The organism is Cellulomonas algicola (assembly GCF_003851725.1).
In the GTDB taxonomy this organism is placed as follows: domain Bacteria; phylum Actinomycetota; class Actinomycetes; order Actinomycetales; family Cellulomonadaceae; genus Cellulomonas; species Cellulomonas algicola.
Genome location: NZ_BHYL01000051.1, coordinates 1 through 16,236 on the forward strand (window position 1 = coordinate 1; position 16,236 = coordinate 16,236).

Here is a 16,236-nt window from a genome sequence, read left to right on the forward strand (position 1 = left end):
GGTCCCGGCGGCGTGGACGGCGGGTCGGCGTCGGGTGACGCCCAGGGCGGCCCGTCGGCCGGCGCTGGTGCGGCCGGCGTGGCGACGGCGGTCGCGGCACCGCCCGCTCCCGTCCCGGTGCCGCGCGGTGTCGTGAGCGCCGCGGAGGCCGCGGCCTCGTGGGACGACGACGCGCCGCTCCCGGAGCCCCCGGACGACGACCCGGGCGAGCCCGGGCTGCCCGAATCTCCGCCGGACGTGGCCCCGTCGGCGCGTGAGCGCGGGATGGCGGCGGCGGCGCGCGAGTCGGCGGCCCGGTCGGCCGCGCGGCACGAGGTCGACGAGCCGTCGCCGGACGACCCGGACATCACGTCGTCGTCGCTGGTCGGCGCGCCGCTGGTCGCGCAGCTGCTGGGCGGGACCGTCATCGACGAGCAGTTCGACGACCCCCAGGGGTGAGCGCGCGCGGGTCGCTGCACCATGTCGAGGTCTGGTGCCGCGACGTGGCGTCGTCGGGCCCGTCGTGGGACTGGCTGCTCGGCGCGATGGGGTTCGTGCCGCGCGACACGTGGCGTGACGGCCGGAGCTGGACCGCGCCGGACGGTTCGTACGTCGTGCTGGAGTCGGGGCCGGACGTCGTGGCAGCGGCGCACGAGCGTCGCCGGCCGGGCGTCAACCACCTGGCGTTCCACGGCGGCTCGCGCGCCGACATCGACCGGCTCGTGGCGGCTGCACCGTCGCACGGCTGGACGCTCCTGTTCGCCGACCGGCACCCGTTTGCCGGCGGTCCGGCGCACTACGTGGCGTACCTGGAGGACCGCGACGGGTTCGAGGTGGAGGTCGTGGCGCGCGGCGACGCGTGACCTGCGGCACCACCGGGGCGCGCCCGCCACACCGTAGGCTGGGCCGCGTGTACGAGGGCGCGGTCCAGGACCTGATCGACGAGCTCGGGCGGCTGCCCGGCGTCGGTCCCAAGAGCGCTCAGCGCATCGCGTTCCACATCCTCGCGGCGGACCCGGCCGACGTGCGCCGGCTGTCGGACGCGCTCGTCGAGGTCAAGCGCCGGGTCCGGTTCTGCGAGATCTGCGGCAACGTCGCGCAGGAGGACCAGTGCCGCATCTGCCGTGACCCGCGCCGCTCGCCGACGACGCTGTGCGTGGTCGAGGAGCCGAAGGACGTCGTCGCGATCGAGCGGACCCGCGAGTTCCGCGGGAAGTACCACGTGCTCGGCGGCGCCATCAACCCGATCGCGGGGGTCGGCCCGGACGACCTGCGCATCGCGCAGCTCATGACGCGGCTGGCCGACGGCACGGTGACCGAGGTGATCCTCGCGACGGACCCGAACGTCGAGGGCGAGGCGACCGCGACGTACCTGGCGCGCCTGCTGGTGCCGATGGGGCTCACGGTGAGCCGGCTCGCGTCGGGCCTGCCGGTCGGCGGGGACCTGGAGTACGCGGACGAGGTCACGCTCGGCCGGGCGTTCGAGGGACGGCGGCGCATCAGCGCCTGACGTGGCCCGGCGACGGGACGCGAGGACGGGGGAAGTGATGGACACCGTGAAGGCGACGACGGCGGACGCCGACCTGCTGGACCTGGCGCGTGCGGTCGCGGACGAGTCCCGCAGCTACCTGACGACGGTCACGGAGGTCGCGGCGGGCACGACGCCCGAGGCGACGCTGCCGCTGCTGCTGCTCGCGGTGTCGGACGTGCTCGCGGTGGGGGCGCGGCTGGGCGCGACGACGGACGTCGTGCCGGCGGAGCGCTTCGAGCCGGACCGCGGCCCGGACCCGGACGTCGACCCGCTGCGCGCTGCGCTCGCGAACGTGTTCGAGGGCATCGACGAGTACGCCGAGGTCGTCGACCCGCTTGTGACGCCCGAGCTCGAGCAGTCGTCGGTGTCGGGCGACCTGGTCGCGATCGCGCAGGCGCTCGCGCAAGGGCTGCGGCACTACGAGGCGGGCTCGGTCACCGAGGCGCTCTGGTGGTGGCAGTTCTCGTACCTGTCGGACTGGGGCGAGCGCGCGTCGGGCCTGCTGCGCGTCATCCAGACGATGCTCGCGCACCTGCGTCTGGACGTCGACGACGACGTCGCCGCCGAGGCGGAGTACGACGCCCTCCAGTCCTGACGCTCAGGTCGCCCCGCTCCGGGCTGGCGGTCGTCAGGCGACTGATGGTCGTCAGGCGACCTCGACGCGCCTCCCCGTGCCCATGTCCGCCTCGTCGTCGGTGACGCGTGCGTACACGCCGTCGGGCACGCCGGGGTGGCGGGCGACGGTGCCCGCGACCGCGACCAGGGTCGCCTCGTCGTCCCCGGTGACGAGCACGGGTGATCCTCCGGTCGGGGGGTCAGGCGACGCGGGTGCCGCGGGCCAGGTGGTGCTGCGGGACGCGTAGGCGGCGGACGGCGACGACGAAGCCGGCGGCGCCGAGCAGCACGTGCAGCGCGAGGCCGAACGGCCACACGGGTGCGGTGTTGTGGCTGGCGGTCGAGTTCGCCGGGCTGGCGTCGTCGATCCAGCACCAGTCCTCGACGGGCGGCGGCCCGTCGCGGAGGTCGCGGACGCCCTCGCGTATCGCGCCGAGCGGCTCGGACGGCGGCACGGCCGTGTCCGTCGTCGCGGGGACGGCGTCGGCGACGATCACGAACGGGTTCGCGCCGAGCAGCCACCACGTCCGCTCGGTGTGCATGACCTCGGACCGCTGCGTGAACTCCTCGCACTCCATGAGCGAGGACGTGACCTCCTGCGGCGGCACCCCGTAGACGCGCACGTCCTCGGTGGTCGTGACCACGGGCAGCGTGAGCCCGAACAGCATCGGCGTGAAGACGGTGAGCGCGGCGACGGTGACGAACGTGAGGACGGTCGACCCGGCGGTGCGCGACACGAGCGCCGACCAGCCGAGGCCCATCCCGCAGACGGTCGCGAGCAGCAGCGCGACGAGCAGCAGCCCGCCGAGCAGGGACGTCGGGGGAGTGTCGCCGAGGAACAGCGTGAGCACGAGGAACGGGATGCTCGCGACGAGGAACGCGCACGCGGCGGCCCACGCGGCGAGCAGCTTGCCGGCGGCGATCTCGGCCGGCGTCAGGAGCGTGACCTGCAGCGTCGCGAGGGTTCCGGCGGCACGGTCGCCGTTGATCGCGGTGGACGTGAGCGTCGGCGTGACGAGCAGACCGAGGCCGAGCACGAGCATCATGACGGCGCCGAACGCGATCGCGCCGCGCTCCAGCCCCTCCTCGTCGATTGTCCCGATGGCGCCCGTGACGAGGATCGTCAGCGCGCCGACGACGAGGAACCAGACGACGAGCGCGACGACCCACCGGGTCGACCTGACCCGCTGGCGCAGCTCGAGCGCGGCGACGGTCCGCACGCCGTGCCACGTGAGTCCCCAGGTCGCGGAGCGAGGCCCCGACGGCACGGGCGGCGGGGTGGTGTCGGCGGCGTCGTCGAGGTCGACGGGGGTGACGCTCATCGGCGCTCCTCCTCGAGGTCCAGGTAGGCCTGCTCGAGCCGGCCGACGACGGGTGCGTACGACGCGACGTCGACCCCCGCGGAGACGGCGGCGCGCAGGACGCGGGCGGCGTCGGCGTCGTCGGTCACGTCGACCAGGACGCCCGTTGGCCGGTCGGGCGCGGTCTCGACGGTCGGGCCGTCGGGGCGCCACGTGACGCCGGCGGTCGCGAGCCACGCGGCGAGCGGGCCGGCCGCGAGGGCCTTGAGGTGGAACGTGCGCGTGGTCGTCGCGGTGGCGTCGGCGGACCACGAGTCGACGACCGTGCGGCCCTTCGACAGGAAGACCGCGTCGTCGGCCATCTCCTCGAGCTCCGAGAGCACGTGGCTCGACACGAGCACCGTGCGGCCCTCGTCGGCGAGGCGTCGCAGCAGCAGCCGCAGGTCGACGCGCGAGCGCGGGTCGAGGCCGCTCGCGGGCTCGTCGAGCAGCAGGACCTGCGGGTCGTGCACGAGCGCCCGCGCGAGGCCGAGGCGCTGCTTCTGCCCGCGGGACAGGACGCTCGCGGGCCGGTCGGCGAACTCCGACAGGTGCACCGTCGCGAGCAGGTCGGTGACGCGCGCGTCGGCCTGCGCCTTCGGCAGCCGGTAGGCCGCCGCGAACGTGCCGAGGACCTCGCGCGCCGTCAGGGAGTCCCACGTGCCGAACGCGTCGGGCATCCAGCCGGTCCGGGCGCGTGCGCCGGGTCCGTCGGCGACGGGGTCGTGCCCGGCGACGAGCACGCGCCCCTCGTCGGGCACCAGCAGGCCCGCCAGGACGAGCAGCAGGGTGGTCTTGCCCGAGCCGTTCGGCCCGACGAGCGCCGTGACCGCGCCGGCCCGGGCGCGCAGGTCGACGCCGTCGAGCGCCTGGACGGTCCCGAACGCACGCCGCAGACCCTCGACGACGATCCCGTCGGTGCCCGCCGGGGGCGGCGTCGAGGCCGGGGCCGGTGCGCCCGCGGGCGGTGGTGGCGGCGGACCGTCGCCGGGGGTGTCGTCGTCGACCGCGCTCGTCATGCCGCCACCGTAGGACCGGCCCTCGACGGCGCGCGTCGGTTCGGGTGGAGGAACGGTGCAGGTCGTCGACCGTCACCCGGACGCCCGCCGACCTGGACCGCCGGGGCGGCCCTCGTCGACGGCACGCGCGGGACGACCCCGCCCTGACGCCCGCTGCCTCGTCCGCGGCGATCGTCCTGGCGGGGTCGTCGTCCCCCTCCGTGCGTGGGGGGGTCTCAGCAGCCCAGGCGGGAGCCCGCGACGGCCACGTCGTCGAACCACAGCGTGTCCGCGCCCTCGCCGTAGCTCTCCCAGCCGAGCCGCAGGTCCGTCGGGCGTGGTGCCCAGGCCGTCCGGTACCACTGCCCGTCGACGTCGTGCGTCGGCGTGCCGTCCGCCGTCAGCCCGGTCACCGCGGTGCCGTCGAGCCATGTCGCGAGCCGTCCGGCGCGGTCGACCTGCACCTCGACGCAGTGCCACGACGACGTCGGCAGCGGCCGGCTCAGCGCGACGCCGTTGGGCGACTGCTCGGGCAGCGTCGCGTCGTCGGACGCCCGGTTCCACTGCAGCGCGCCGTTCTGGCCGCCCATGCGCAGGTCACGGTTGCCGTCCCCCGCGTCGCGCATCGCGAGGAACGTCGTGTGCGACGTCGGCAGGGCCGTCGTGTGCCGCACCCAGTACCGCAGCCACACCTGCGACAGCCCGCTGAGGTCCGCCGCCGCCCTCGCGAAGACGTGGTTGCAGTAGCCCGCGGCGCCGACGACCTTGAGCGACCGGCTGCCCGAGTGCGCGATCGACGAGTCCACCTCGACGCGGCCCTGGCCCGAGCAGTCGGGCGTGACGACGCTCCACGATCCCGACGGCGTCGTCGACGTCTGCGACTCGAGGCCGTCGCAGAACACCGCGCTGCCGCAGCCGACAGCGGTCGGGGTGGGCGTCGGCGTCGGCTCGACGGTGGGCGTGGGGGTCGGGGTCGGCTCGACGGTGGGCGTGGGGGTCGGGGTCGGCTCGACCGTCGGCGTCGGCGTCGGCGTCGGCGTCGGAGTGACGGTCGGCGTCGGGGTCACGGTCGGCGTGGGGGTGACGGTGGGCGTCGGCGGTGTCGTCGGACGCCCGTCGCACGGGATGCCGTTGACGGCGAAGTCGGTCGGTGCCGTGTTCGCACCCGACCAGGACCCCTGCAGGCCGAACGACGCGGTGCCGCCCGACGGGACGTTGCCGTTCCAGGCCGCGTTGCGCGCGGTGACGCGGCTGCCCTCGGACGTCACGGTGGCGTTCCACGCCGACGTCACCTGCTGGGCACCCGGCCACGTCCACGTGAGGGTCCACGACGTCAGGGGCGTGCCGGTCGTGAGCCGGACGTCGGCCGTGAACCCGCCGGGCCACGTGTTGTTCGTCCAGGTGACGGCGCACGCGGCGACCGCCCCCGACGCGCGCGACGCCTGCGCGACGAGCGTCCCGACGACCGCGAGGAGCGCGACGACGAGCGCGGCGAGCACCAGCCGGCCCCGGCCGCGCACGACTGCGATGGACATGTCCGGTCCTCTCCGACGCCGCCCTGCGGCGGCCGCCGCGTCCTCGCGTCGACCGTGGCGCGCGACCGTCCGCGGCGCCCCCTGCTGCGTCGCCGGGAAGCCTCCCGCGCCCCGCGCCCCGCCCGTCACCCCCTCAAACGCTTCACCTCGTCCGTGCGCCCATCTTCGATACCCGCGACCGGTCCGCGTAGCGCGAGCCGCACGCCCTCCGCGGCTGCCGTCGCGTGGAAGCTCTGTTGCACCCTGCGCGACAGAACCTCCACGCGAGCGTGTCGACGTCGTGCGCGCCGAGGGGTGGAACGGGTTTGCCGCGGGACCGGCCGCGTGTCTACGCTCCGGCGAACCCCAGGAACCCGGCGGGCCGTTGAGAGAGACGGAGGCCGGCGACAGATGGAGCAGGCACGTGGCACTTGTCGTGCAGAAGTTCGGCGGATCGTCCGTAGCGGACGCCGCCAGCATCAAGAGGGTCGCCAAGCGGATCGCGGCGGCCAAGCGAGCGGGTGACGACATCGTCGTCGTGGTCTCGGCCATGGGCGACACGACGGACGAGCTCATCGACCTCGCCCAGCAGATCACCCCGCTGCCCCCGTCGCGGGAGATGGACATCCTCCTCACCGCGGGTGAGCGCATCTCGATGTCGCTGCTCGCGATGGCGATCAACAACCTCGGCGTGAAGGCCAAGTCGTTCACCGGCCAGCAGGCGGGCGTCATCACGGACGCCGTGCACGGCCGGGCGCGCATCGTCGACGTCGTCCCGCACCGCATCCGGGAAACGATCGAGCGCGGCCAGGTCGCGATCGTCGCGGGCTTCCAGGGCGTCACGTCCGACACGAACGACGTCACGACGCTCGGTCGCGGCGGCTCGGACACGACGGCCGTCGCGCTCGCGGCGGGCCTCGGCGCCGACGTCTGCGAGATCTACACCGACGTCGACGGCGTCTTCTCGGCGGACCCGCGCATCGTCCCCGCGGCGCGCAAGCTCGACCGCGTCTCCTACGACGAGATGCTCGAGCTCGCCGCCAGCGGCGCGAAGGTCCTCGTCCTGCGGTGCGTCGAGTACGCGCGCCGGTACGGCGTCCCGGTGCACGTCCGTTCGTCCTTCTCGACCCACACCGGCACGCTCGTGACGAACGAGCCGGCGCCTGACAGCCCCGAGGGAGCAGCAGTGGAACAGCCGATCATCGCGGGCGTCGCGCACGACCGCTCCGAGGCCAAGATCACCGTCGTCGGCGTGCCCGACGTGCCCGGCAAGGCCGCCCGGATCTTCCAGGTCGTCGCCGGGTCCGGCGTGAATATCGACATGATCGTCCAGAACGTGTCCGTCGCCGCGACGGGCCTCACGGACATCTCGTTCACGCTGCCCGCGTCCGACGGCGCGACCGCGACCGCCGCGCTGTCCGAGCACCAGCCCGACATCGGCTTCACGTCGCTGCAGTACGACGACACGATCGGCAAGCTCTCGCTCATCGGCGCGGGCATGAAGTCGCACCCCGGCGTCTCCGCGAAGCTGTTCGCGGCCCTGTCGGACGCCGGCATCAACATCGAGATGATCTCGACCTCGGAGATCCGGATCTCCGTGGTCACGCGGGCCGACAGCCTGGACGACGCGGTGCGCGCGGTCCACACGGCGTTCGACCTGGACGCGGACCAGCAGGAGGCAGTCGTGTACGGAGGGACGGGACGATGAGCGGGCTCACCGTGGCGGTGGTCGGGGCGACCGGCCAGGTCGGGAGCGTCCTGCGGCGCCTGCTCGACGAGCGGGACTTCCCCGTCGGGACGATCCGCTACTTCGCGTCGGCGCGCTCCGCCGGCACGACGCTGCCGTGGCGCGGCGCCGACGTGGTGGTCGAGGACGTGGCCGTCGCCGACCTGTCCGGCATCGACATCGCGATCTTCTCCGCCGGCGGCGGCACGTCGAAGGAGCACGCACCACGGTTCGCGGCGGCCGGTGCGGTCGTCATCGACAACTCGTCCGCGTGGCGTCGGGACCCCGAGGTGCCGCTGGTCGTGTCCGAGGTCAACCCGGGCGCGCTCGACGAGACCGTCAAGGGCATCATCGCCAACCCGAACTGCACCACGATGGCCGCGATGCCGGTCCTCAAGGTGCTGCACGAGGAGGCCGGCCTGCGCCGCCTGGTCGTCTCGACCTACCAGGCCGTGTCCGGTGCGGGTCTCGCGGGCGTCGCCGAGCTGGCGGGGCAGATCCGGGCGGCGGCGTCGCAGGACATCGCGGCGCTGACGCACGACGGCTCGGCCGTCGAGTTCCCGGCGGCGGAGAAGTTCCCGCGGACGATCGCGTTCGACGTCATCCCGCTGGCCGGCTCGATCCAGGACGACGGCTCGTACGAGACCGACGAGGAGCAGAAGCTCCGCCACGAGTCCCGCAAGATCCTCGGCATCCCCGACCTGCTGGTGTCGGGCACGTGCGTGCGCGTCCCGGTGTTCACGGGCCACTCCCTGTCGATCAACGCGGAGTTCGAGCGGCCGCTCACGCCCGAGCGCGCCCGCGAGCTCCTGGCGTCCGCGCCCGGGGTCCAGCTCGACGACGTCCCGACGCCGCTCGCCGCCGCGGGCGCCGACCCGAGCCTGGTCGGCCGCATCCGCCAGGACGAGGGCGCTCCGGAGGGTCGCGGCCTGGCCCTGTTCGTCAGCAACGACAACCTCCGCAAGGGCGCCGCGCTCAACGCCGTCCAGATCGCGGAGCTGGTGGCGGCCCGTCTGACGGCGACCACCCCCGCCTGACCTGTGGGTCCGACGGCCACCCGGCCGCCGACCACAACATGGCGCGCGCTTCGGACCCCCGGACCGCGCGCCATGTTGTGTTCGTGCCCGCGTCTCGCCGGCGACCCGGGCATGGTCACCGCTCCGCCTGTCGGAGCGGTACCGAGACCCGGGTCGGCGGTCGCCGGCGGCGTCGGGCGGGTGACGGCCCCAGGTCATGTGCGTCGCCGAGCGCGAGGTGAGGCCTGTCAGGGTGTCCAGGGGTCGACGAGCGGGACGTCGAGGCCGACGAAGTCGCCGGTGTTGCGGGTCGCCAGCGTCGCGCCGTGCACGGCGGTGACGGCGGCGATCGTCCCGTCCTCGACGCTCAGCGGCCTTCCGTCGACCCGGCGGCGCTCCCGCAGGACGGCGTAGCGGCGCGCAGCCGCGGCGTCGTACGCCAGGACGCCGGACGCGTGCGTGGCCAGCAGGGCCTCGATGGCGGCGGCCAGCCCGGTCCGGCGACGGCCCTCCGGAAGATGTCCGACGCCGACGACCAGCTCGCCGACGCTCACCGCGGTGATCGCCACGGGCTCGTCGACGGCGGCTAGCCACGCGAGGACGCGCTCGTCCGGCGCGGCTCGCAGCGGCTCGGACAGGACGTTCGTGTCGAGGACGATCACGTGACGTCGACGTCGACGTCGACGTCGCGCGGCGCGCTGCGCTCGGGCAGAGGCAGGTCGTCGCCGCGGAAGCCCTCGGACATGCGCAGCCAGTCGCTCGCGAGGTCGTCGGACGCCACGGCGGCGCTCAGGATGGCGCGCGCCTCGGCCTCCATCGAGCGGCCGTTGCGGGCCGCGCGCAGCTTCAGCCGCTTCTGCACCTCGGGGTCGAGGTGTCGCACGGTGACGGTCGACATGGTCGCCCCTTCCGACAGCTGCTAGCAATGCTAGCGACGGCGGTCAGCCCGCGGGGTCGATGGGGAAGTTCTGGTCGAAGACGTGGTCCGGGTCGTACGTGCGCTTGAGCGCGCGGAGGCGGTCGAGGGTCGCGGGCGGGAACGCGTCGAGCAGGCGCTCGGGGCGCGGGTCGGTCTCGAAGGACAGGTAGAGGCCGTCCATGTGCGGGTAGGCGAGGCGGTCCCACGCGTCGTCGAGGCCGCTGCGGTCGAGGCGTCCGGCGAACGACGTCACCGAGAACTCCTGCGCACGGTGGGCGTAGGCGGTCGCGGACGCGTCGACGTCGTGCACCGCACCTCCGGTCGCGCGGAGCTGGAGGAGCGACGCCTCGCCGCTCAGCAGCAGGTCGCCGAGCGCCGCCCCCGCCGCGTCGGTCATCCGGGGGAGCAGTCCGGAGCGTGACACGGGCGGGGCGCCGCCGTCGTGGTGCTTGGACACCGGGCCGATGATCCCCGCGTACGGCGTGACCTGGGCGCGCTGCTGGAGGACGGGCGCGACGTCGAGCATCGGCTCCAGGACCTCCACCGCAGCCGCCGTGTCGGACGACGCCCACACCGTCATGGCCTGCGCCATCGGCCCGCGGTCGCGGCCACCCGCGGACAGGTGCAGGAACGACGTGAGCTCGCGCGGCGCGTCCTGCACCAGGGCGCCCCAGCGGGACACGAGCGCGGCCGGGTCGGTCGCGTCGAAGACCATCTGCGCGAACACCACGTCGGGCACCTCCGACGCCTCGATCTCGACCGCCGTCACGACGCCGAGGTTGCCGCCCGCGCCGCGCAGGCCCCAGAAGAGATCCGGTTCGGCAGAAGCAGACACGACGTGCACCGACCCGTCGGCCAGCACCACCTCGTACGCGAGGACGTGGTCGATCGTCAGCCCGTGCAGCCGCCCGAGCAGCCCGATGCCGCCGGTCGTCGCGAGCCCACCGACGCCCACGCCGCCGTAGTCGCCCGACGAGATGGCCCACCCGCGGCGCGCGATGGCCGACGCGACGGCTCCCCACGTGGCCCCGGCGCCGACCCGCACCCGCCGCGTCGCCTCGTCGAGCACCTCGACGGACGCGAGCCGCGACAGGTCGAGCACCACGCCGCCGTCGTTGGTCGACCGCCCGGAGATGCCGTGGCCCCCGGACCGCATGGCGAGCGGCCCGCGCTGCCCCCGCGCGTACGCCAACGCCGATGCGACCTCCGCGGTCGTCGACGGCCGCAGGACCAGGCCTGGCGCACCCCGGCGCATGTACGTCGACCGCACCTCGGCGTACCGGCGGTCGCCGGGCTCGACGGCCTCGACCCCCGCGGGCACCGCGTCGTAGTCGATCCCGTCGACGCGCTTCGCGAGCGCGGCGGCCGACCGGACGGGCCCGGTCACCGTGCCGGCGACCCCGCGCTCGGCGGCCACCCGCTCACGCACCGCGGGAGCGACCTCGGTGCCGAACGTCTCGATGACGGACGGGTCGTCGGTGCCGAGGATGAACGTCCCGACCCCGTCGTCGACCGCGAGCGCGACCAGCGCGTCGACCCACGCGGACGTCGACCCGGTGAGCGACCCGGAGCCGGGGGACAGGTTGAGCAGCCGTCGGATCTCCCGCGGGTCGCGCCCGGCCGCCGTGGCGGCGGCGTCGATCGACGCGTTCCCCCGCGCCAGGTCGCCGGGCTCCATGTACCCCTCGGACGGCAGCCACCCGTCGGCCTTCTCGGCGACGAGCCGCAGCATGCGCGGCTTGTACGCGCCGAGCCAGATCCCGGCGTCGTGCACGGGCGCCGGCCCGCGCTTGGCGCCGTCGACGGAGTGGTACGTCCCGCCGGCGCGCAGGGGGGACCGCGACGACGTGTCCCACAGTCCGCGGATCACGTCGATCGCCTCGGACAGCGCGTCGACGCCCTGGCCCGGCGTGAGGCGCGGCACGCCCATCCCGACCATCGCGTCCCAGAACGCCCCGGCGCCGAGCCCGAGCTCGGCGCGACCGCCGGACAGCAGGTCGAGCGACGCGACGGCACGCGCGAGCACGGCGGGCTGCCGCAGCGGCAGGTTGAGCACGTTGCCCGCGAGGTGCACGCGCATGGTCCGGGCGGCGACGTAGGAGAGCAGCGTCCAGGTGTCGAGGAAGCGCGGCTGGTACGGGTGGTCCTGGAACGTCACGAGGTCGAGCCCGACCTCCTCGGTGAGCACGGCGAGCGAGACCGGGACCTGGGGGTCGGCGTTCGTCGGGGTGATGAAGGTGCCGAAGGTGAGCTCGTGGCCGTAGTCGGGCATGGGTCCTCGTCGTCGTCGGTCATGCGACGCCGGGACGCCGGGCCGCACCTGCCGCAACGAGCGAACCACCCCGGACCTTCCCGGGTCCTCTTGTGGCGCAGCGTGGTTCTGTGGTTCATTAGTCGAGTAATGAACCAAGGAACTTCACGACGACAGGAGCAGCCGCATGTTCGACGGCCGTGAACCCCTGTACGTCCAGATCGCCGACCAGATCCGTCAGGACGTCCTCAGCGGCGCCCTCGAGGCCGAGGAGCAGGTCATGTCCACGACGCAGTACGCGACGACCTTCCGCATCAACCCGGCCACCGCCGCCAAGGCGTTCGCCGAGCTGGTCGACGAGGGCGTCCTCTACAAGCGCCGCGGGGTCGGCATGTTCGTCGCCCCCGGTGCCCGCGAGAAGCTGCGCGCCGAGCGCCGCGACACGTTCTTCGCCGACGTCGTCGACCCGGTGCTCGAGCAGGCCCGCCTGCTGGGCATCGACGTGGACGAGGTCGTCGCCCGCCTCCGCGAGCGCGCGGCCACCGCCGCGCAGCCCACCACCGACACCCCCCAGGCAGGTGCCCGATGACCGGCTTCGGCGTCGAGGTCCGCGACCTCACCGCCCGCTACGGCACGACGACCGCGCTCGACGCGGTGTCCTTCGACCTCCGCCCCGGCGCGATCACCGGGCTGCTCGGGCGCAACGGCTCCGGCAAGACGACGTTCCTGTCGGTGCTCGCCGCGTTCCGTCGCCGCAACGGCGGGACGATCCTGGTCGACGGCGAGGACCCGTGGGAGAACCCGCGGATCATGGGCGGCACGTGCCTGATCCGCGAGAGCGGCGACGTCGTCCTCGACGAGGCCATCAAGGAGAACCTCGCGTTCCTCGCGGACCGCCGCCCGCACTTCGACCGGGAGGCGGCGGAGGCGCTGCTCGACCGCTTCGAGCTCGACCCCGAGAAGCGTCCCGACCGCATGAGCCGCGGCCAGCGCTCGGCGTTCGGCGTCGTCGTCGGCATCGCGACGCGCGCACCGCTCACGCTGCTCGACGAGGTGCACCTCGGCATGGACGCCCCGGCGCGGTACGCGTTCTACGACGCGCTGCTCGCCGACTGGATCGAGCACCCACGCACGATCGTCCTGTCGAGCCACCTGATCGGCGAGGTCGAGCGGCTGCTCGAGGACGTCGTCGTCATCGACAAGGGTCGGGTCATCGCCGCCGACGACGCGACGACCCTGCGCGAGCAGGGGCTCACCGTCACCGGTCCCGCCGACGCCGTCGACGCGTTCGTCGTCGGCCGCCGCGTCGTCGCGCGCCAGACCCTGGGCCGCACCGCGCAGGCCACGGTCATCGGCACGCAGCCCGACGACGACGTCCGCGCCCGTGCGGCCGGCCTCGAGCTCGGCGTCGTCGGGCTGCAGGACCTGTTCGTCCACCTGACCGACCGCGGCGCCGGCGAGACCGCCGACGTCCTCACCGCCCAGGAGTCCCGATGACCGCCGCCACGCCCGCCCTCCCGGCGAAGGCCCGGGCCGGCCACGTCGAGAACCAGACGTGGCTCACCGCCCGCTGGCTGCTGCGCACGCAGGTCTACCTCGCCGCGTGGTTCTGGGGCATCGCCGTCGTGGTCGTCGCGGCCGTGATCGTGATCGTCACCAACGTCGGCGACCTGCACAACAGCATCGTCGCGTTCACGCGGCAGGGCGCCATCTGGTTCCCGTTCTCGGTGTTCATCATCGTCACCACGACGTACTTCCCGATCCACGTCGCGACGGGGCTGACCCGCCGCAGCCTGGTCCGCGGGTCGCTCGTCGCGGCGGCCGCCACGGCCGTGCTCTACGGGGGCGTCTTCTCGCTGCTGCTCCTGGTGGAGCGCGCGGTCTTCGACGCCGCCGGGTGGCAGTGGCAGTTCTTCGACGACCTCTCGGCGGGCGCCGGGCCGGAGACGTTCATCCCCGCCTCGCTGCTCACCTACTTCGTGACGTACGTGTCGGGGCTGCTCGTCGGCATCGTCTACCTGCGCACCGGCGGCTGGTGGGGGACGCTCCTGCTGCCGTTCACGGCCGGCCCGATCCTGCTCGTGTCCGCGTTCTTCGCCGCCGACGCCGGGCCCATCCCCACCGAGACCTGGTTCGGCGGGAACGGCGTGACGACGCCCGTGGCCGTCGCCGCGAGCCTCGTGCTCGTCGCCGTCATGGCGTTCGTCGTCGACCGGCTCGTCCGGACCGCCGACGTGCCCGTCCGCACCAGCTGACCTGACCCGCACCAGCTGACCTGACCCGCACCGGCGCACCGACCGCCGGGCATCCGCACCACCCGCACCTTCTCCGCGCACCACGGGACGGCCCGCACGCCGCTCCCGCGGCACCGCACACCCTCGCACCGGCCCGACGGCCGCTCGAGGCCCACCCGTCGAGCACCGACCCAGGAGGAGCACCATGCCCACCCCCGTGATCGAGGTCGAGCACCTGCGCAAGACCTACGGCCGCAACGTCGCCGTCGACGACGTCTCCCTGCACGTCCAGCCCGGCGAGATCTTCGGGATCCTCGGCCGCAACGGCGCCGGCAAGACGACGACCGTCGAGATCGTCGGCGGCCTGCGCCACGCCGACGCGGGCGCCGTCCGCGTCCTGGGCCTCGACCCGCGCCGCGACGCCCGCCGCCTGCACGAGCGCGTCGGCCTCCAGCTCCAGGAGAGCGAGCTGCCGCCCCGCATCACCGTCCGCGAAGCGCTCGACCTGTACGCGTCGTTCTACGAGGACCCGGCCGACCCGGCCTCGCTCATCACCGACCTGGGCCTGACCGAGAAGGCGGGCACGCGGTTCCAGAACCTGTCGGGCGGTCAGAAGCAGCGCCTGTCCGTCGCGCTCGCGCTGGTCGGCAACCCGGAGATCGCGATCCTGGACGAGCTCACGACGGGCCTCGACCCGCACGCCCGTCGCGAGACGTGGGGCGTCGTCGACGCGATCCGGCAGCGCGGCGTGACGATCGTGCTGGTCACGCACCTCATGGAGGAGGCCGAGCGGCTCTGCGACCGGATCGCGCTCATCGACGCGGGCCGGGTCGTCGCGACGGGCACGCCCGCCGCTCTCGCCGCGCGCGCCACGGCCGAGCAGGTGCTGCGGTTCCGCCCGTCGGCGCCGATGCCCGCCGGGCTGCTCGACCGCACGCCGACCGTCACGCACGTCGCGACGACGACCGGCGCGACCACCGACGCGACCGCCGCCGACGCGACCGCCGCCGACGCGACCGCCACCGCGACCGCCCCCGCCGACGGCACCGTCGAGGTGCGCGGCACCGACAACGTCGTGCAGGACGTGCTCGTCGCGCTCCACCAGCACGGCATCCGCCCGGTCGGCCTGCACCTGGAGCAGGGCTCGCTCGAGGACGCGTTCGTCGCCCTCACCGGTCGCGCGTCGCAGGACGCCGGCCCGTCCGCCACCACCGCGACGGCCGCGCGCCGCGCGAAGAACCGGGAGAACTGAGGCCATGTCCACGACGACCACCGCCCCCGCCCGCGCGGTCGCCCCGCGCCGCCCGTCGGCCGCGCGCGCCCTGCGCCGCCTCACCCTCACGGAGGGGCGCCTGTTCCTGCGGGACCCCTCGAACGCGTTCTTCGCGATCGTCTTCCCCGGGCTCCTGCTCACGGTCCTCGGCCTGGTGATGCCGTGGGCGGACCAGCCGTTCGACGTCGACGACCCGATCCTGTCGCAGTTCACCGCGATCACCGGCTACACGCCGACGGTGCTCGCGCTCGCGGTCGGCACGGTCGCCTTCACGACGTTCCCGACGACGATCGCGACGTACCGTCAGCGCGGCGTCCTGCGCCGGCTGTCGACCACACCGGTCCCGCCGACACGCGTCCTGGTCGCGCAGGTCGCGGTGAACCTCGCGGCCCTGCTCGTGGCGGCGGTGCTCGCGTTCGTGCTCGGCGTGGCCGTGGTGGGCGTGGAGGCGCCCACGCAGCCGCTGCTGGTCGTCGGTGCGTTCGTGCTGTCGGTGCTCGCGGCGTTCGCGGTGGGCTCGCTCATCGCGGCGGTCGCCCCGACCGGCCCGGCGGCGAACGGCATCGGCGCGACCGTCTACTTCATGTCCCTGTTCTTCGCGGGCGTGTGGTTGCCGCTGCCGCTCATGCCCGACGTCGTGCAGACCATCGCGCAGTTCACGCCGCTGGGCGCGGCGGCGCAGGCGATGTCGGCCGCGTGGTTCGGGCAGCCGTTCCCGGGCGTCGAGCTGCTCGCGCTCGCCGGGTGGGCGCTGGTCGGGATCCCGCTCGCGGCGCGGCTGTTCCGCTGGTCGTGACCGTGTGACTGCTCCCGGAGGGGGAGCGCGACGGCCCCCCGGGG

The 16,236-nt window shown here is 74.3% G+C and carries 17 protein-coding genes and 1 pseudogene; 11 read left to right on the plus strand and 7 right to left on the minus strand.

Annotation, left to right across the window (positions count from 1 at the left end; genetic code table 11):
• The 4 genes and pseudogenes from CTKZ_RS03690 to CTKZ_RS03705 form a co-directional block, all read left to right on the plus strand.
• Positions 1-438, plus strand: a pseudogene (locus CTKZ_RS03690) (DNA polymerase III subunit gamma and tau); the annotation flags it as partial.
• Positions 435-842: a VOC family protein gene (locus CTKZ_RS03695; RefSeq protein ID WP_124341670.1), complete on the plus strand. Its 408-nt coding sequence runs from the start codon at positions 435-437 to the stop codon at positions 840-842. The pseudogene CTKZ_RS03690 and the gene CTKZ_RS03695, both read left to right, overlap by 4 nt.
• A 47-nt stretch (positions 843-889) precedes the next feature.
• On the plus strand, positions 890-1,489 hold the full coding sequence (gene recR / locus CTKZ_RS03700) for a recombination mediator RecR (protein ID WP_124341671.1): 600 nt from the start codon (positions 890-892) through the stop codon (positions 1,487-1,489).
• Positions 1,490-1,526: 37 nt separating this feature from the next.
• The gene (locus CTKZ_RS03705) at positions 1,527-2,105 is read left to right on the plus strand and encodes a DUF5063 domain-containing protein (RefSeq protein WP_124341672.1); all 579 of its coding nucleotides are present in this window, start codon (positions 1,527-1,529) and stop codon (positions 2,103-2,105) included.
• 51 nt (positions 2,106-2,156) lie between these two features.
• Here CTKZ_RS03705 and CTKZ_RS21385 read toward each other — a convergent pair whose 3' ends face one another.
• The 4 genes from CTKZ_RS21385 to CTKZ_RS03720 form a co-directional block, all read right to left on the minus strand.
• Positions 2,157-2,303 (minus strand): hypothetical protein, encoded by a 147-nt coding sequence (locus CTKZ_RS21385; RefSeq protein WP_160142820.1) that lies wholly within the window; start codon positions 2,301-2,303, stop codon positions 2,157-2,159.
• Positions 2,304-2,325: 22 nt separating this feature from the next.
• Positions 2,326-3,447, minus strand: a complete 1,122-nt coding sequence (locus tag CTKZ_RS03710) for an ABC transporter permease (RefSeq protein ID WP_124341673.1) — start codon at positions 3,445-3,447, stop codon at positions 2,326-2,328.
• Complete coding sequence (locus tag CTKZ_RS03715) at positions 3,444-4,484, minus strand: ABC transporter ATP-binding protein (protein ID WP_124341674.1); 1,041 nt, start codon at positions 4,482-4,484, stop codon at positions 3,444-3,446. Before CTKZ_RS03715 ends, CTKZ_RS03710 begins: the two co-directional genes overlap by 4 nt.
• A 215-nt stretch (positions 4,485-4,699) precedes the next feature.
• Positions 4,700-5,998: a cellulose-binding domain-containing protein gene (locus CTKZ_RS03720; protein WP_124341675.1), complete on the minus strand. Its 1,299-nt coding sequence runs from the start codon at positions 5,996-5,998 to the stop codon at positions 4,700-4,702.
• Between the two features lie 403 nt (positions 5,999-6,401).
• Between CTKZ_RS03720 and CTKZ_RS03725 the strand changes: the two genes are divergently transcribed.
• Positions 6,402-7,685, plus strand: a complete 1,284-nt coding sequence (locus tag CTKZ_RS03725; protein ID WP_124341676.1) for an aspartate kinase — start codon at positions 6,402-6,404, stop codon at positions 7,683-7,685.
• Positions 7,682-8,740 carry an aspartate-semialdehyde dehydrogenase gene (locus CTKZ_RS03730; protein ID WP_124341677.1) on the plus strand — a complete coding sequence of 353 codons (1,059 nt, stop codon included), beginning with the start codon at positions 7,682-7,684 and terminating at the stop codon, positions 8,738-8,740. The genes CTKZ_RS03725 and CTKZ_RS03730 overlap by 4 nt, the downstream gene beginning before the upstream one ends.
• Positions 8,741-8,967: 227 nt before the next feature.
• Here the strand turns inward: CTKZ_RS03730 and CTKZ_RS03735 are convergent, their stop codons facing one another.
• From CTKZ_RS03735 to CTKZ_RS03745, 3 genes are read right to left on the minus strand one after another with little or no spacing between them, the layout of a single operon-like run.
• Positions 8,968-9,381, minus strand: a complete 414-nt coding sequence (locus CTKZ_RS03735) for a PIN domain-containing protein (RefSeq protein WP_124341678.1) — start codon at positions 9,379-9,381, stop codon at positions 8,968-8,970.
• Positions 9,378-9,617, minus strand: a complete 240-nt coding sequence (locus CTKZ_RS03740) for a FitA-like ribbon-helix-helix domain-containing protein (protein ID WP_124341679.1) — start codon at positions 9,615-9,617, stop codon at positions 9,378-9,380. Before CTKZ_RS03740 ends, CTKZ_RS03735 begins: the two co-directional genes overlap by 4 nt.
• A gap of 43 nt (positions 9,618-9,660) precedes the next feature.
• Positions 9,661-11,910, minus strand: a complete 2,250-nt coding sequence (locus CTKZ_RS03745; protein ID WP_124341680.1) for an LLM class flavin-dependent oxidoreductase — start codon at positions 11,908-11,910, stop codon at positions 9,661-9,663.
• Positions 11,911-12,076: 166 nt separating this feature from the next.
• Between CTKZ_RS03745 and CTKZ_RS03750 the strand changes: the two genes are divergently transcribed.
• The 5 genes from CTKZ_RS03750 (at position 12,077) to CTKZ_RS03770 (ending at position 16,192) form a co-directional block, all read left to right on the plus strand.
• Positions 12,077-12,478 (plus strand): GntR family transcriptional regulator, encoded by a 402-nt coding sequence (locus CTKZ_RS03750; protein ID WP_124341681.1) that lies wholly within the window; start codon positions 12,077-12,079, stop codon positions 12,476-12,478.
• Positions 12,475-13,386 carry an ATP-binding cassette domain-containing protein gene (locus CTKZ_RS03755; RefSeq protein ID WP_124341682.1) on the plus strand — a complete coding sequence of 304 codons (912 nt, stop codon included), beginning with the start codon at positions 12,475-12,477 and terminating at the stop codon, positions 13,384-13,386. Before CTKZ_RS03750 ends, CTKZ_RS03755 begins: the two co-directional genes overlap by 4 nt.
• The gene (locus tag CTKZ_RS03760; protein ID WP_124341683.1) at positions 13,383-14,144 is read left to right on the plus strand and encodes a hypothetical protein; all 762 of its coding nucleotides are present in this window, start codon (positions 13,383-13,385) and stop codon (positions 14,142-14,144) included. Before CTKZ_RS03755 ends, CTKZ_RS03760 begins: the two co-directional genes overlap by 4 nt.
• 184 nt (positions 14,145-14,328) lie before the next feature.
• On the plus strand, positions 14,329-15,375 hold the full coding sequence (locus tag CTKZ_RS03765; RefSeq protein ID WP_124341684.1) for an ABC transporter ATP-binding protein: 1,047 nt from the start codon (positions 14,329-14,331) through the stop codon (positions 15,373-15,375).
• A 4-nt stretch (positions 15,376-15,379) separates the two neighbouring features.
• Positions 15,380-16,192, plus strand: a complete 813-nt coding sequence (locus CTKZ_RS03770; RefSeq protein WP_124341685.1) for an ABC transporter permease — start codon at positions 15,380-15,382, stop codon at positions 16,190-16,192.
• Positions 16,193-16,236: the final 44 nt, after the last annotated feature.

Bases quoted from the DNA above. Each gene is read 5' to 3' on its own strand.
- CTKZ_RS03715 (WP_124341674.1), bottom strand. From the start codon at position 4,484: ATGACGAGCGCGGTCGACGACGACACCCCCGGCGACGGTCCGCCGCCA.
- CTKZ_RS03745 (WP_124341680.1), bottom strand. From the start codon at position 11,910: ATGCCCGACTACGGCCACGAGCTCACCTTCGGCACCTTCATCACCCCG.
- CTKZ_RS03750 (WP_124341681.1), top strand. From the start codon at position 12,077: ATGTTCGACGGCCGTGAACCCCTGTACGTCCAGATCGCCGACCAGATC.
- CTKZ_RS03765 (WP_124341684.1), top strand. From the start codon at position 14,329: ATGCCCACCCCCGTGATCGAGGTCGAGCACCTGCGCAAGACCTACGGC.
- CTKZ_RS03755 (WP_124341682.1), top strand. From the start codon at position 12,475: ATGACCGGCTTCGGCGTCGAGGTCCGCGACCTCACCGCCCGCTACGGC.
- CTKZ_RS03760 (WP_124341683.1), top strand. From the start codon at position 13,383: ATGACCGCCGCCACGCCCGCCCTCCCGGCGAAGGCCCGGGCCGGCCAC.
- CTKZ_RS03770 (WP_124341685.1), top strand. From the start codon at position 15,380: ATGTCCACGACGACCACCGCCCCCGCCCGCGCGGTCGCCCCGCGCCGC.
- CTKZ_RS03720 (WP_124341675.1), bottom strand. From the start codon at position 5,998: ATGTCCATCGCAGTCGTGCGCGGCCGGGGCCGGCTGGTGCTCGCCGCG.
- CTKZ_RS03740 (WP_124341679.1), bottom strand. From the start codon at position 9,617: ATGTCGACCGTCACCGTGCGACACCTCGACCCCGAGGTGCAGAAGCGG.
- CTKZ_RS03710 (WP_124341673.1), bottom strand. From the start codon at position 3,447: ATGAGCGTCACCCCCGTCGACCTCGACGACGCCGCCGACACCACCCCG.
- CTKZ_RS03705 (WP_124341672.1), top strand. From the start codon at position 1,527: ATGGACACCGTGAAGGCGACGACGGCGGACGCCGACCTGCTGGACCTG.
- CTKZ_RS03730 (WP_124341677.1), top strand. From the start codon at position 7,682: ATGAGCGGGCTCACCGTGGCGGTGGTCGGGGCGACCGGCCAGGTCGGG.